Below are 15,672 nucleotides of genomic sequence, written 5' to 3'. Positions count from 1 at the left end.
ATGGAATGTCGGATGCGTGATCGAGTCACGGCACCTCATGCGAGGTCTGGTTGCGAGTCTAGGCCCACCGTGAGTGCCGGCTCATCCCACCCGCAGCACCGCATCGGCCGGCAGCGCCTGCCAGTCGATCCATTCGCCCACCGCCAGCTGATGCGTGGAGGCGGCAGCACCTTGCACATCGCCCCATTGCAGCGTGAGCTTGCGCGCGCCGAGTCGCAGCGCGATCTCGAAGCCCGGCCAGTGCGCGGGCACGCGCGGCGTCAGCGAGAGCTGGCGGCCTTTCACGCTCAGGCCCAGCAGCGTTTCGACCGCCGCACGATGCAGCCACGCGGCCGAGCCGGTGTACCAGCTCCAGCCGCCGCGGCCCACGTAGGGCGCGGCACCGTAGATGTCGCCCGCCATCACGTAGGGCTCCAGTTCGTAGGCCGGCCCGCGCTCGGGGTGTTGTGCGCGATGTGCGGGGCTCAGTCCCTCGAAGCTCCGCCACGCGGCCTCGTGGTCGCCCTGCAGCGCTTGCGCCATCAGCGCCCACACCGCACCGTGCGAATACTGTCCACCGTTCTCGCGCACGCCGGGCGGGTAGGCCTGGATGTAGCCCGGGTTGTTGCCCGAACGCGCGAAAGGCGGCGTCAGCAGGCGCAGCAGTCCGGCCGGTTCGTCGTGCAGCAGTTTCTTGACGGATTCCATCGCCGGCCCCGTGTGCGCCGCGTCCGAGGCGCCCGACAGCACCGACCACGCCTGCGCAATCAGGTCGATGCGGCATTCGTCGTTGGACGACGAACCCAGCGGCGCGCCGTTGTCGAAGAAGGCGCGGCGGAACCACGCGCCGTCCCAGCCGGCATCGTGCAACGCGGCGATCCAGCCGGTGCGCGCCGCCGTCCAGCGCGCGACGCGTTCGTGTTCGCCGCGTGCCTGTGCCAGCGGCGCGAACTGCGCGACCACGCTGCACAGGAACCACGCGAGCCACACCGATTCGCCGCGGCCTTCGTTGCCCACGCGGTTCATGCCGTCGTTCCAGTCGCCGGTGCCCATCAGCGGCAGGCCGTGCACGCCGGTCTTCAGGCTGCGGTCGATGGCGCGCGCGCTGTGCTCGAACACACTGGCCATCTGGCCGCTGCGCTGAGGTGCGTAGTAGGCGTCTTCGGCGCCGTCGGGAATGGCGGGGCCTTCGATGAAGCCGGCCATCTCGTCGAGCAGAGACGGGTCGCCCGTCACCTCGACATAGTGCGCCGACGCATACGGCAGCCACAGCAGGTCGTCCGAGAAATGCGTGCGCACGCCGGCACCGCCGGGCATGTGCCACCAGTGCTGCACATCGCCTTCGGGAAACTGCCGCGCCGCGTTGACCAGGATCTGCTCGCGCAGCCGCGCCGGGTCGGTGAGTGCGAAGGCCATTGCGTCCTGCAGCTGGTCGCGAAAGCCGAAGGCGCCACCCGCCTGGTAGAAGCCCGCTTTCGACCACAGCCGGCAGGCCAGCGTCTGATAGATCAGCCAGCGGTTGACCAGCGCGTCGAACAGCGGGTCGGGCGTGCGCACCTGCAGGCGGCCGAGCAGCTCGTCCCAGAAGCCGCGCACCTGCGCCAGTGCTTCGGGCACGTCGCGCTGGCGCCAGCGGCGAGAGAGTTCGAGTGCGGCGTCTGCGCTGTTCGCATGGCCCAGCACGAAGGTGAAGCTGGCGGTGTCGCCGGCCGCCACCACAAATTCGCCGCCGATGGCCGCGCAGGCGTCGAGTCCGCTGCCGGCACGCCGTGCGAGCGTGTCGGGCACTTCGACCATGCCGCGATCGCCGAAGAATTCATTGCGGTCGCAGGTCCATTGCGTGGCACCTTGCAGCCCCGCCAGCAGCATGAAGGCAGTGCTGCCGCCGAAGCCCGCGCCCGATTCGCGCTGCTGGCCGAACACGGTCGGCTGGTCTTCCGGCTTCCAGCAATGCACGGTGCGCCGCGTGCCACGCGCATCGCCAAGCTGCCACTCGGCCATGGCCAGTGCGCGCAGGCGGCGCGTGCCGGTGCCGCTGTTTCGCACGCGCACATGCACGAGCTTGACGGCCTCGTCGCGGTCGGCGAAGAAGGTGGTTTCCAGCGCGAGACCATTCGCCTTGTGCTCGAACACCGTGTAGCCCTGTCCGTGTCGCACACGGTGGCGTGCGCTGCCTGAGTTGCCACCAGCAGGTGTCAGCGGCAGCATCTCGCGCGAAGCAAGGTCCTGCAGCAGGTAGTGCTCGAAGGCCGGGTCCTGCACCGGGTCGTTCGACCACGGCGTCACCTGGTGCATGCGGCTGTTGCCGGCCCAGGTGAAGCCCGTGCCCCACTCGGACACCTGGAAGCCGAAGCCCGCATTGGCGATCACGTTGATCCACGGCCGCGGCGTGCGCCGGCCCGCGCCGACCTCGAAGCAGAACTCGCCGGTGCCGGCGTCGAAGTCACCGGTCGGGGCGTTGGCCGATGGCGTCGGGGCGGGGCGCGGCAGCAGGGGCACGCTTGGCAGCGCGGCGGCGGCGGCGACCGTCGATGCCGCCGTGTCGTTGCGGGCCTCGTGCAGCGCAGCCACCTGCACTTCGAGCGGGCGCCCGTCGGCCGTGAAGACCGCGCGCGCCAGGCTGGAGAACGCGGCCTTTTCCGAAGGCACAACGTCCTGGTCGCGCAGCAGGTAGAAGCCGGCCGTGTCGTTGCGCGGAAAGCTGTTCTGCGTCTGCTGCGCGACGCGCGCGCGCAGGCTTTCTATTTCACGCTGCAACGGCATCAGGTACGAATTGGGCTCGCTGTTGAGCACCACCAGGTCGCAGGCCACGCCGCCGAAGCCCCACCAGGGCTGGGCGCGCAGCAGCGTGTTGATGAGCCCCATGCCGATCATCGAGTGGATGTGCACCAGCACGATGGGCTTGTCGCCCGAGATGCCGAAGCGCCAGATCTGCCGCAGGTCGATCAGCCCGCGGTCGCGCATGACGCGCGGCGTGGTGTAGGTGAGGATGGTCGTCAGGTCCTGCAGCGCCAGGTTCTGCGCGGGCGCGATGCTCAGGTCGCGCAGCCGCACCTGCGCCAGCGTGGCGGCCATGCGGGTGGCGCGCTCCACGTGCATCGGCTGCATGTAGCGGTCGATGCCGGGCATCAGCGCGTCGATGTTCTTGTCGGCTGCGGTGGCAAAGCTCAGGCGCGCGGTGGTGCCGGGCGCAATCGACAGCCGCACGCGCAGGCAGGCGATGGGGTCCAGCCCGTTGACCTGCTTGCCGTTGGGCGTGAGCGGCTGCGCGTCGAGCGCGGGGTTGGCCAGCGTGCGGTTGCGCCCGATGAAGGCGCGCCGGTCGGTCATGCAGTCGACCGAGAGCACGTGCGCGTCCGCCGAGGCCAGGAAGTGCGCGGCGGCCATCACCGCGTCGCCATGCAGGCGCGGCTTGCGCGACATCAGCAGCGCGCGCCACGCGGGCTCCCAGCGCGACTCGACGAACAGGTTGGCGAAGGCCGGATGCGCCTCGTCGGCCTTGGGGTTCGACAGCACCGGCTCGAAGTACGAGACCAGTTCGAGCGTGCGCGTTTCCTCGCCCGAGTTGTGCAGCGTGATGTTGCGCAGCTCGGTGTCGTCCTCGGGGCTGATGAGCACAGTGGTACGCACCTGCAGGCCGGGGCCGGTCGCGTCGAACTGCACGTGGTCGGCCAGGAAGCGGGTGCGGTAGCGCCAGCCGTCGCCCGGCGCGGGCAGGGCGGTGAGCGAGGTGAGTTCCTGGGTGCCCTCGTCGCGCACGAAGAAGAAGGTGCCGTAGCTGTCGCGCAGCGGGTCGTCGCGCCAGCGCGTCACGTTGAACGAATGCCAGCGGCTCACGCCGGCGCCGTTGGCGCGCAGGGCAACGGTGTAGCGGCCGTTCGACAGCAGGTGCGTGGGCTGAAAGCCGGGTGCCATCGGGTCGACCAGGCGGGGCTGGAACAGCGGCGCCAGCTCGGCCTGGCTGGGCTCGGGCGGCGTGCGCGGATCGGCGCTGCCGATGATCTGCCGCGGCGTGCGCTCGTGCAGCAGCGACTCGTGCGCCTGCACCAGCGCGGCGCTGCCGAACCAGCGGCGCGGCGCGTCGGCGCACAGCAGGTTGCACAGCGCCACCAGCGACATGCCCTGGTGGTGCGCCATGAAGTTGCGCACCACGGTGAAGTCCTGCCCCTCGGGCTGGCGCGAGACGGTGAAGTCGACCGCGTCGTGAAAGCCGAACTCGCCGCGCGCACCGAGCGATTCGAGCAGTTCAAGGTTGATCACCGCCGCCCCGGGCGCGAACGGCGCGGCCATGGCGCTGGCATAGGGCGCCACCACGCGGTCGGTGGGCGGCGTGCGCCGCAGCGCGAGGCGCGGCACGCCGAAGGGCGAGTACTGGTAGGCCAGCGAGTGGTCTTGTGCGAAGTAGGCCGATTCGGAAACGCCCCACGGCAGGTTCTGCGCCCGCCCGAAGGCCTGCTGCTCGGCAATGGCAGCGGCGTTGGCCACTTGCAGCAGGCCATCGGTGGGCTCGGTCATCACCAGCGCGGGCATCACGTACTCGAACATCGAGCCCGACCACGACTTCAGGCTGGGCTGGAAGCCGACCAGCAGGAACGGCCGGCCCAGCGCCATCCAGTGGCGGCGCGGTACGTCGCCCTTGGCAATCGCCAGGAAGCTCAGCAGCCGCGACTCAGAGGCCAGCAGGTCGTAGTAGCTCGCGTCGAGCACGTTCTCCTCGACCCGCAGGCCGATGTGGAACAGGTGGCGCTTGGGGTCGTAGAGGCCGCTGAAGTCCATGCCGGCGTGCAGCGCGTCGCAGCGCACGGCCAGTGCTTCTAGCGCGGGTGCTTCATGCGGCTGGCAGCCTTCGGACGCGAAGGTGCGGCAGGCCTGCGCCACGGCCACGAGGTGGCCCGCGAAGTTGCCGCTGTCCACGCTCGATACGTAGTCTGGCGGCAGCGGCTTCAGCGTTTGCGTGTCGTACCAGTTGAACAGGTGGCCGTTGTGCTTCTGCATGCGGTCCACGCTGTCGAGCGTGGCGGCGATGCGGGCGAGCAGGGCGGGGGTGTCGATCCACCCGAACTCGCGCGCGCAGCAGGTGGCCAGCAGGTACATGCCGATGTTGGTCGGCGAGGTGCGATGCGCAACGGTGGGCTGCGGCTCCAGCTGCAGGTTGTCGGGAGGCAGGTGGTTGTCGTCCGGGCCCACCACGTGCTCGAAGAAGCGCCAGGTGTCGTGCGCAAGCTTTTCGAGATACGTGCGCTGATCGGCGTTGAGCGGGTCTGGCGCTTTTGCCTCGGTGCGGCTGCCCCACCAGGCCGCGACCGGCGCCAGCGCCCACAGCACGAACAGCAGCGCGCCGATCACCGGGTAGGCGCTCCAGAGCGCCGCCACCGCGAGTGCGACGCACACCACGCTGCTCGCGGCGGCATTGCGCAGGAAGGGCGTGAGGCGACCGCTCGATTGCGCCTGTGCCTGCGCGGCCGTAGTCCATTCGAGCAGGTGCCGGCGGCTGACCACGAGGCGCCACGTCGCGCGGAACCATGCGTCGAGCAGCAGCCGAGTTTGCGCCGCGAGTTGCACGAACTGCCAGGCCGCACCGGCCATGGCGCGCAGCAGCTCGACCGCGCCCACGTCGAAGAAGTGGCGCAGCTCGATGGCGCGGCGCGTGGGCACCAGCCCGGCCAGCGCACCGAGCAGTGGCCCCAGCGTGAGCGCCGACGCCACTGCCGCCAGCGCCCAGCCCAGCGGCATGGCCTGCGTGAAGACCACCAGCACCAGCAGCGCGAAAGAAGCCGGCACCACCAGCGAGCGGCGCAGGTTGTCGCTCATCTTCCAGAGGCCCAGCGCGTCGATGCCGAAGCGGCGCGCGCGCCACATCAGCGGCAGCAGCTGCCAGTCGCCGCGCACCCAGCGGTGCACACGCGACGCCGCAACGCCGGCATGGTGCGGATGGTCCTCGACAAGTACTACGTCGCTCACCATCGCGCAGCGCGCGACCGTGCCTTCGAGCAGGTCGTGGCTGAGCACCGCGCCGTCGGGCAGGCGGCGATCGAGCGTGGCGTGCAGCGCACGCACGTTCAGCAGGCCCTTGCCGGTGAAGGAGCCGCTGCCGAACACGTCCTGGTAGATGTCGGAGGCGCCGCTGCCGTAGGGGTCGAGCCCGCACTGGCCGGCGAACACCCAATGGAAGAAGGAGCGCTCGTGCCGCTGTGGAAACGGCGTGACGATGCGCGGCTGCAGGATGCCGAAGCCGGCGACCACGCGCTGGCGTTGCACGTCGATTTCGGGTGCGTTGAGCGGATGCGCGGCAATCGACACCAGGTCGCGCAGGGCGCCGGGCGGCAGGCCGGTGTCGCTGTCGAGCGTCAGCACATACGGCGTGCGGCCGGCGGCGAGCCGCAGGCCCGGTGCGAGCGGCAGGAAGCCGCTGGCGTCGCCGGCTGCGAGCAGGCGCACCAGCATTTCCAGCTTGCCGCGCTTGCGCTCCCAGCCCATCCAGCGCTGCTCGGTGTCGCTCCAGCTGCGCGGGCGGTGCAGCAGCAGGAAGCGCGGCGCCTCACCGGGCGCCACGGGGTATTTGGTGTTGAGCGCGGCGATGCGTTGCAGGGCGTCGTCGAGCAGCGGGCCGTCTTCAGGCAGCGAGGCCAGCGGTGCATCGGCCCAGTCGGTGAGCAGCGCGAACTGCGCGTGCGTTTCGCGGTTGGCGAGCCAGTGCAGTTCGAGCCGGTGTGCGAGCTGTGCGTTGTTCGCGTTCGAGCCCAGCAGCGTGGGCATGACGACGAGCGCGCGGTGCCGCTCGGGAATGCCGTTCGCAAAATCCAGACGCGGCAGGCCCTGCACTCGCACCGACTCGGCCATGATGCGCTGCGCAAGCGCGAGCAGCGCTTCGGACAGCGGCCATGCCAGAAGGACGAGCGCCAGCACGGTGGTCCAGTCTTCGCGGTGCGGCAGGCTGTGCACCACGGCGAACAGCAGCAGCGCGGTGCCCAGCGCCACGGAGCCGACGTAGACAGGCAATCGCCAGCCGCGATGGCTGCGTGCCTGTCGCGTGTCGGGCGCCCGCCCGGCGCGGCCCGCATGGCCGTTCGATTGCAGCGCCGCGATCAGCGCGCGCCTGCCCTTGCCGAAGAGGTAGTAGCCGGCGGTGCCGTCGGCGCGGTCGGTCTCCGCGCCCGCGTCGTCGGCCGGCGCGCTGGCGGCCAGTTGCACCACGGCTTGCGCGACGGCGCGCTCGGGCTGTTCGCTGCTGCGCGCCACCTGCTCCATCGCATGCGTGATCTGCTGGCGCGTGAGCTCGCTCTCGTTGGCGAAGCTCGGCAGTTCGCGCAGTACGCGCAGCGAACGGCTCACAGGCTCGATCAGGTCGCTCCACTCGACCTGGCCGATCATGCGCAGCGTGGTGATGATGTTGCCGACCGTGAGATTGGCGGCGGCCTGCGCGTTCTGCGCTTCGCCGATCAGCGCCGGTCCGTTGGGGCAGTGCTGCTCGGTCCAGCGCACCAGCGCGGGCATGTCTTCGCCATGCTCGACGGGCAGGCGCTGCCACAGCTGCGTGAGGTAGTTGTCCTGCAGGCCGTGGCTTTGCAGCGCGCGGTAGAGCACGTCGAGGTCCTGCACCGAAAGGTGCGGCGCGGCGTCCCATGCGGCATGCGCGATCTCGCGCGCCACCTTGTTCTCGGCAATGCTCTCGGCCACGCGGCGCAGGTTTTCGAGCAGCACCACGCGCAGGGTGGTGGGCAGCGCCCACAGCTCGCCGAGCGTGAGCTCGTCGATGTCCTGGTAGGCGTTGAGGAAGGCTGTGAACAGCGTCTTGTTGAGCACGCTGTCGGTGTGGGCCACGTAGGCCCAGGCAATGCCGTACACGCGCGGCAGGCCCGCCAGCGGCGGCGCGGCGAGCTTGGGCAGGCGCGCGTAGTAGCTGCGCGGCACGCCGTCGTGAATCTGCTGGAGCTGCGCCTCGACCAGGTGGAAGTTGTCGAGCAGCCACTCGGCCGCAGGCGACACATAGCGACCGCTGAGCGAGATCAGCGCGATGTAGTCGAAGGCGTTGCGCAGCGACGCGAGGTTTTCGTCCACGCGCGGAAAGAAGGGCGCCCCCTCGCGCGCGAGGCGGCGGTCTTCTTCCACCGCCTGGGCGCGGGCGAGGCTGTGGCCGTGCTGCTCGAAGCGCTGGATGCCGAAGAGTTCGGCGCGGATCGGTGCGGCTACCGGATCATGCGGGCCGAGCAGCAGCGCCCGGGCGTACGGACTGAGTCCCTGGAGACGATCGACGACGGCTGCGGCGCTCAAGCGATGGCGAAGAGACCGATACCCAGCACCACGGCCACGCAGGCGATCGTGACGATGCGGCCCGCAGCGAGCGCGCGCACCCGTTGCATGTGGCTTCGCAGCGAGAACCAGCGCCCGTGAGCGCGCGCGCAGTGGCGCATGTGGGAGGCCAGCGCCTTGGCGTCGTTGCCGACGAAGTCGATGGGCGAATGGGTGAGGGACTGCGGGACTGGCATGGCAACGGGCTCCTTGTAACGACTTCGAGCTGCCGCGCGATTGCGAGAACTGTGAACGTGTCCGACCGTACCCTTTTAAATGACCTTACAGGTGCCTGATTGCCGATGCCGGACGTAGGAAAGGGCGCCGAAGCGCCCTTTGCCGTGGCCGGAATGGGTGTGGTCAGCCCGTATTGCGCAGCCCCGCTGCCACCCCGTTGATCGAGATGTGGATGCCGCGCTGCAGCCGCTCGCCGCCGTCGCCCGCGCGGTAGCGCCGCATCAGCTCGACCTGCAGGTGGTGCAGCGGGTCGATGTACGGAAAGCGGTGGCGCACCGAGCGCTGCATTTCGGCATTGCCTTCGAGCCGCTGCTTTGCGCCGGTGATGAGCGTGAGCGCATCCGACGTGCGGTGCCATTCGGCATCGATCATCGAGAACACCTTCTGGCGCAGCTTGCGGTCGGTGACCAGCTCGGCGTAGCGCGAAGCCAGTGCGAGGTCGCTCTTGGCCAGCACCATGTCCATGTTCGACAGCAGCGTGCGGAAGAAGGGCCACTGCTCGTACATGCGCTGCAGCAATGCCTGGCGCTCCTTCTTCCCCGCGGCCGTGCCCGCTGCAGCGAGGAACTGTTCGACGCCCGAGCCGAAGCCGAACCAGCCCGGAATGGTCAGGCGGCACTGGCCCCAGCTGAAGCTCCATGGCACCGCGCGCAGGTCGTCGATCTTGTGGCTGGGGTTGCGCGAGGCGGGGCGCGAGCCGATGTTGAGTTCGGCGATCTCGCGGATCGGTGTGGAGCCGAAGAAGTAGTCGCCGAAGCCCGGGGTTTCGTAGACCAGCTTGCGGTACGCGGCCATGCTCGCGGTCGAAAGCTCGCCCGCGGCCGAGAGGAAGGTGGCGGGCGCCGACTTGCCCTGCGGCAGCAGCGTGGCTTCGAGCGTGGCGGCCACCAGCGTTTCGAGGTTGCGCCGGCCGATCTCGCGGTTGGCGTACTTCGAGCCGATGACTTCGCCCTGCTCGGTCAGGCGGATCTGGCCACGCACGGTGCCGGGCGGCTGCGCGAGGATGGCCTGGTAGCTCGGGCCGCCGCCGCGTCCCACGGTGCCGCCGCGGCCATGGAACATGCGCAGGCGAATGGGGTTGGCCTTCTTCTTGTTGAGCTCGTCGAACAGCGACACCAGCGCGATGCCCGCGCGGTACAGCTCCCAGTTGCTGGTGAAGATGCCGCCGTCCTTGTTGCTGTCGCTGTAGCCTAGCATCACGTCCTGCTCGGCGCCCGAGCGTTCGACGAGCGCCTGGATGTTCGGCAGTGCATAGAAGGCGCGCACGATTGGCGCGGCGTTGCGCAGGTCTTCGATGGTTTCGAACAGCGGCACCACGATCAGGTCGCAGGTCGCGTTGCTGTCCATCGCGCCGCGCAGCAGGCCCACTTCTTTCTGCAGCAGCAGTGCTTCGAGCAGGTCGCTCACCGTTTCGGTGTGGCTGATGATGTAGTGACGGATGGCCGCGGCGCCATAGCGCGCACGCGCAACGCGAGCGGCGGCGAAGATGGCCAGCTCGCTCTTCGCAAGCGGCGAGTAGTCGGCGTCGGGCACGCGTAGCGGGCGGGCGTCGTCGAGCAGCCTGAGCAGCAGTGTCTGCTTGGCTTCTTCGGCAAGCGACGCATACGAGGGCTCGATGCGCGCGGTGGCCAGCAGCTCGGCGATCACCGCTTCGTGCTTGTCTGAGCTCTGGCGCAGGTCGACCGTGGCCAGGTGAAAGCCGAACACCTCGACCGCTCGAATCAGCGGCAGCAGGCGCGGCGCGGCGAGCACGTTGCCGTGCTTTTCCTCGAGCGACTCGGCCACGGTGCGCAGGTCGGCCAGGAAGTCTTCGGCCTTGGCGTACGGGTTCTGGGGCGCGACGGCATGGCGCGCGGCCTCGCCGCCGGTGAGCTCGCGCAGCGTGGCCGCCAGGCGCGCATACACACCGGTGAGGGCGCGGCGGTAAGGCTCGTCCTTGCGGTGCTCGTTGGTGTCGGGCGAGCGTTCGGCCAGCGCCTGCATCTCGACCGTCACATCGACCAGCGTGGCCGACAGCGACAGCTCGCCGCCCAGGTAGTGCACTTCGGTGAGGTAGTGGCGCAGCGCCAGTTCGCACTGGCGGCCCAGGGCGTATTCGAGCGTCTGGGCGGTGACGTTGGGGTTGCCGTCGCGGTCGCCGCCGATCCACTGGCCCATGCGCAGGAAGGGCGCGACCGATGGCGTGTGGCCGCCCTGGGCGAGGGCTTTTTCCAGGTCGGCGTAGACGCGCGGAATCTCGCGCAGGAAGGTGGCCTCGTAGTAGCTCAGCGAGTTCTCGATTTCGTCGGCCACGGTGAGCTTGGAAAAGCGCAGGATGCGCGTCTGCCAGATCTGCGTGACGCGGGTGCGCATCTGCGTTTCGTTCTCGGCAAATTCGAGCGGCGAGAGCGCATCCTTGCCGCCCGCATAGGCACTCTGGCGCAGCCTGATTTCGTCGCGCACCGTGAGCAATTGCGCGATGGCGCGCTCGGCATCGAGGATGCTCTTGCGCTGCACTTCGGTCGGGTGCGCGGTGAGCACCGGCGAAACGTAGCTGTGGGCCAGCGAGGCGACGATGTCGTCGGGCTTCACGCCGGCCTTGCGGATACGGGCGAGTGCCGTTTGCAGGTCGCCCTCGACGCTTTCGCCGGCGCGTTCCGTTTCCGTGCGGCGGCGGATCTGGTGGCGGTCTTCAGCGAGGTTGGCCAGGTGGCTGAAATAGGTAAAGGCGCGAATCACGCGCACCGTTTCGGCCGCGCTCAGGCCCTTGAGCAGGTTCTTCAGCGCGCGGTCGGCGGCGTGGTCGGCATCGCGGCGGAAAGCCACGGACAAGGTGCGGATCTTTTCGACCAGCGCGTAGGTCTCGTCTCCTTCCTGCTCCCGGATCACGTCGCCGAGGATCCGGCCCAGCAGCCGGATATCGTCGATCAGTGGCTGGTCTTCGGCCTGGCGGCGCTTGGGGGGAGCAGGGGTCTTGCTGGCTTTCATTCGATGTTTGTCCTGGACTTTTTGACTTCTTGAATGGATGCGCCGCCTGCGTTGTTGCGGCGCAACATGCTAGCATTCCGGCGGTTTAGAACATGTACTTTTGGAACCGGTCTTGAGCAATATCGTGATCGCCACGCGCGAAAGCCGCCTGGCACTGTGGCAAGCCGAACACGTCCGGGCGCTTTTGCAAGAAAAGGGCCACACGGTCAGCCTGCTCGGCCTGACGACCACCGGCGACCAGATCCTCGACCGCACGCTCAGCAAGGTGGGCGGCAAGGGGCTCTTCGTGAAAGAGCTCGAACTCGCGCTCGAAGAAGGGCGCGCCGACATCGCGGTCCATTCGCTCAAAGACGTGCCGATGGACCTGCCCGAAGGCTTCGCGCTGGCCTGCGTGCTGGAGCGCGAAGACCCGCGCGACGCGCTCGTCTCCCCCCGCTATGAATCGCTCGACGCACTGCCGCAGGGTGCGGTCGTCGGCACTTCGAGCCTGCGCCGCGTGGTGCTGCTGCGCGCGCTGCGGCCCGACCTGCGCATCGAACCGCTGCGCGGCAACCTCGACACCCGCCTGCGCAAGCTCGACGAAGGGCAATACGACGCCATCGTGCTGGCGGCGGCCGGGCTCAAGCGGCTGGGGCTGGAAAGCCGCATCCGCGTGGCCTTCGATCCCGACACCATGCTGCCGGCCGCAGGGCAGGGCGCATTGGGCATCGAGGTGCGCGCGGATCGCACCGAACTCATCGAACTGCTGCGCTCGCTGGCCCACCAGGGCGACTGGCTTTCCACCGCCGCCGAGCGCGCTGTGAGCCGCGCAATGGGCGGCAGCTGCTCCATGCCGCTGGCGGCCCATGCGCGCTGGCAGGCCGACGGCGCGCTGCGCATCGACGCCGCTTGGGGCGACCCGGAAGGCAATGCGCCTCTGGTGAAGGTGCATGCGCTGGCGCAGGCCGGCGATTTCGCGCAGGCCGATGCGCTCGGCGAGCACGCCGCGGCGCTGCTGCGCGACGCCGGGGCCCACTGATACCGGTGGTCATCGTATGACCGCCCGTCCCGTCATCGTCACGCGGCCGGCGCGCGAGGCGGCGCAATGGGTGAGCGACCTGCGCGCCGCGGGGCTCGATGCGGTGGCGCTGCCGCTCATCGTGATCGAACCGGTGGCCGACGCCGAGCCGCTGCGCGCCGCGTGGCGGCAACTGGCGGATTACGCGGCGCTGATGTTCGTGAGCGCCACGGCCGTCGAACATTTCTTCCAGCACAAGAACGCTGCCGATACGCTGGCAGGGCGCCGCTTCTGGGCCACGGGCCCTGGCACCACGCGCGCCTTGCTTCGCGCCGGCGTGCCGTCGGAACTCATCGACGCGCCGCCCCCCGAGGCCACGCGCTTCGACTCCGAAGCGCTGTGGGAGCGCGTGCAGGCCCAGGTGTCGGCCGGTGTGCGAGTGCTCATCGTGCGTGGCGGCGACGAAGCCGGACACCCCACAGGGCGCGACTGGCTCGCCAATGAAATCGATGCCGCGGGCGGCTATCGCGACACCGTGGTGGCCTATCGCCGGTTGCCGCCATCGCTGGATGTCGTACAACATCAGCTGGCTATCGACGGTGCCGAAGGCCGCGCGATCTGGCTCTTCAGCAGCTCAGAGGCCATCGGCAATCTGCAGCGCGCGATGCCCGGTGTGCAGTGGCATGCCGCGAGTGCGGTCGCCACGCATGCACGAATCGGCGAAGCCGCGCGGGCTGCGGGTTTCGGGGCGTTGCGTGTATGCACACCGCTGCGGGATGCGCTGATCGCGTCTATAGAATCCTTGGCATGAGCGCCGCGTCCCCGTCAGACGATTTTTCCTCTCCTTCCCCAACCGCTGCCACGGCGCCGGTGCCCGCCACGCTGGCACCGCACCAGACGCCAGCCGCACAGGCAGCGGGGGCGCTGATCCTCTCCCGCATCGCATTCGGCCTCGTGGCCCTCTTGGCGCTGGCCGCCTTGCTGATGACGATCGCACTGTGGCAGAAGGTTGGCGGCATGAAGGAACAGCTGGCTCGCCAGAGCGCCGATGCCATCGCGCAGTCGATGGAGGCGCGCACGCTGGCCCGCCAGGCAAGCGACACCGTGCGCGAGGCTTCGGCCCGCGTGGCCCTGGTCGAGACCCGCGTGGCCGAAGTCGCGCTGCAACGCTCGCAGCTCGAAGAACTCATTCAAAGCCTCTCGCGTTCGCGCGACGAGAACCTCGTGGTCGACATCGAGTCGGCCGTGCGCCTTGCCCTGCAGCAGGCGCAGGTCACCGGCAGCGTCGAGCCGCTGCTGGCTGCGCTGAAGGCCGGCGACGTGCGCATCGCGCGAGCCGCGCAGCCACGGCTGACGCCACTGCAGAGGTCCATGCAGCGCGATGCCGACCGCCTGCGCAGCACCGCAAGCACCGACAGCGCCGAAGCGCTGCAGAAGCTCGACGAACTGATGCGCGGCGTGGACGACCTGCCCACGCTCAACGCCGTTGCCGTGCGCGGCACCGGCACCAACGCCTGGCAGGCCGAACCGATTCCTGCCGATGCGCCGTGGTGGCGCCGCGTGCTGCTCACCGTGCGCGGCGAGGCCCGCTCGCTGGTGCGCGTCGGCCGTATCCAGAGCCCGGAAGCAATCCTGCTGGCTCCCGAACAGTCTTACTTCCTGCGCGAGAACCTGAAGCTCAAGCTGCTCAATGCGCGCCTGTCGCTGCTGTCGCGGCAAATGGAAGCCACGCGCGGCGAGCTGTCGCAGGTAACTGCCTCGCTCAACCGCTACTTCGACCCCGCATCGCGCCGCACCCAGGCCGCCGCCACGCAGCTGCAGCAACTGCAGGCGCTGGTGAAGACGGCCGAGCCGGTCCGCATCGACGACACGCTCGCGGCACTGGCTACCGCCGCAGCAGGACGCTGATCGGACATGCGCGCAGCAATCTGGCTCCTCGCACTGTTCGCTGTTGCAGCAGCAGTCGCCCTGTTCGCAGGCAACAACCAGGGCACGATCACCGTGTTCTGGCCGCCCTGGCGTGTCGACCTGTCGCTGAACCTCGTGCTCGTGATCCTGCTGGTGGCCTTCGTGCTGATGCACGTGGCTTTGCGGGCACTGGCAGCGTTGTTCTCGCTGCCGACGCAGGCGCGCCAATGGCGGCTGCAGCAGAAGGAGCGCACGTTGCATGCAGCCCTGCTCGATGCGATGGTGCAGCTGATCTCGGGGCGCTTCTCGCGTGCACGCAAGGCCGCGCAGGCCGCGCTCACGCAAGAGAAAACGCTGTCGGCGCTCGGCGCCAGCCTGCCGCAGGCTCAACAGGTGCGCGTGTTGTCGCACCTGCTGGCGGCCGAGAGTGCACAGGCCTTGCAAGACAAGCCAGCGCGCGACGCGCATCTGCAGCAGGCCCTCAATGAAAGCGCCGACCGCGCCGTGCTCGCCAGCCCGGAGACGCGCGAAGGCGTGCAACTGCGCGCGGCGCGCTGGGCGCTCGAAGACCGCGACGCAGCCGCGGCACTCGCGCGGCTCGAAGAACTGCCGCAAGGCGCGCAGCGCCGCACGCTCGCATTGCGCCTGCGGCTCAAGGCGGCACGGCAGGATCGCCGCACGCTCGAGGCGCTCGAAACCGCGCGCCTGCTGGCCAAGCACCGCGCCTTCTCGGACGCCGCGGCTCAGAGCATCGTGCGCGGACTGGCGACCGAGCTGCTGACGGGTGCGCACGATCCGGCACAGCTGCTTCGCGCGTGGACCGAACTCGATGCCAACGAGCGCGATATGCCCGAAGTGGCGATTCACGCGGCCCAACGCATGGTCGCGCTGCGTGGCGACCTTGCTCTGGCCCGCGGCTGGCTGCTGCCGGCCTGGGAGCGCATGGTGGCCAACCCGCGCGCGCTCGGCGATGCGCTGCGTGTCAAACTGGCGCGTGCGCTCGAAGCGGGGCTCGACTCGGTCGATGCCGACTGGCTGGCGCGCATCGAAAGCGCGCAGCGCAACAACCCGCGCGACCCGAACCTTCAGTACCTCGCGGGCATGGCTTGCATGAAGCGCCAGTTGTGGGGCAAGGCCCAGCAGCTGTTGACGCAGGCCGGTCTTGGGCTGCAGGACACCGATCTGTACCGCCGTGCCTGGCTTGCGTTGGCCCAGTTGGCCGAAGACCGCGACGATGCCGAGCAGGCTGCCGAGGCGTGGAAGCGCGCGGCGCAGATCGAGAACAGCTGAGCGTT

At 69.4% G+C, this 15,672-nt stretch carries 7 protein-coding genes; 4 read left to right on the top strand and 3 right to left on the bottom strand.

Annotated elements, in window-relative coordinates:
• Positions 1-81 precede the first annotated feature (81 nt).
• The 3 genes from ACSFCA_RS05080 to ppc all read right to left on the bottom strand — a co-directional run bounded on the left by ACSFCA_RS05080 (position 82) and on the right by ppc (position 11,472).
• Positions 82-8,250: a glycoside hydrolase family 94 protein gene (locus ACSFCA_RS05080; RefSeq protein WP_435458832.1), complete on the bottom strand. Its 8,169-nt coding sequence runs from the start codon at positions 8,248-8,250 to the stop codon at positions 82-84.
• On the bottom strand, positions 8,247-8,465 hold the full coding sequence (locus tag ACSFCA_RS05075; RefSeq protein WP_258350729.1) for a hypothetical protein: 219 nt from the start codon (positions 8,463-8,465) through the stop codon (positions 8,247-8,249). The genes ACSFCA_RS05080 and ACSFCA_RS05075 overlap by 4 nt, the downstream gene beginning before the upstream one ends.
• Before the next feature lie 163 nt (positions 8,466-8,628).
• A complete protein-coding gene (ppc, locus tag ACSFCA_RS05070) occupies positions 8,629-11,472 on the bottom strand; it encodes a phosphoenolpyruvate carboxylase (RefSeq protein ID WP_435458831.1) in 2,844 nt (947 codons plus the stop codon).
• Positions 11,473-11,584: 112 nt separating this feature from the next.
• Here ppc and hemC point away from each other — a divergent pair, with 112 nt between their 5' ends.
• From hemC to ACSFCA_RS05050, 4 genes are read left to right on the top strand one after another with little or no spacing between them, the layout of a single operon-like run.
• Positions 11,585-12,490 carry a hydroxymethylbilane synthase gene (gene hemC, locus ACSFCA_RS05065; RefSeq protein ID WP_435458830.1) on the top strand — a complete coding sequence of 302 codons (906 nt, stop codon included), beginning with the start codon at positions 11,585-11,587 and terminating at the stop codon, positions 12,488-12,490.
• A gap of 16 nt (positions 12,491-12,506) precedes the next feature.
• The gene (locus tag ACSFCA_RS05060; RefSeq protein ID WP_258350726.1) at positions 12,507-13,280 is read left to right on the top strand and encodes a uroporphyrinogen-III synthase; all 774 of its coding nucleotides are present in this window, start codon (positions 12,507-12,509) and stop codon (positions 13,278-13,280) included.
• Positions 13,277-14,377: a uroporphyrinogen-III C-methyltransferase gene (locus tag ACSFCA_RS05055; protein ID WP_435458829.1), complete on the top strand. Its 1,101-nt coding sequence runs from the start codon at positions 13,277-13,279 to the stop codon at positions 14,375-14,377. Before ACSFCA_RS05060 ends, ACSFCA_RS05055 begins: the two co-directional genes overlap by 4 nt.
• A gap of 6 nt (positions 14,378-14,383) precedes the next feature.
• Positions 14,384-15,667: a heme biosynthesis protein HemY gene (locus ACSFCA_RS05050; protein WP_093049378.1), complete on the top strand. Its 1,284-nt coding sequence runs from the start codon at positions 14,384-14,386 to the stop codon at positions 15,665-15,667.
• The last annotated feature ends 5 nt before the right edge of the window (positions 15,668-15,672 follow it).

It is taken from the genome of Variovorax multivorans (assembly GCF_051216835.1).
GTDB lineage: Bacteria > Pseudomonadota > Gammaproteobacteria > Burkholderiales > Burkholderiaceae_C > Variovorax.
The sequence above is the reverse complement of the archived record's forward strand: the minus strand, read 5'-3'. Positions and strand labels throughout refer to the sequence as shown.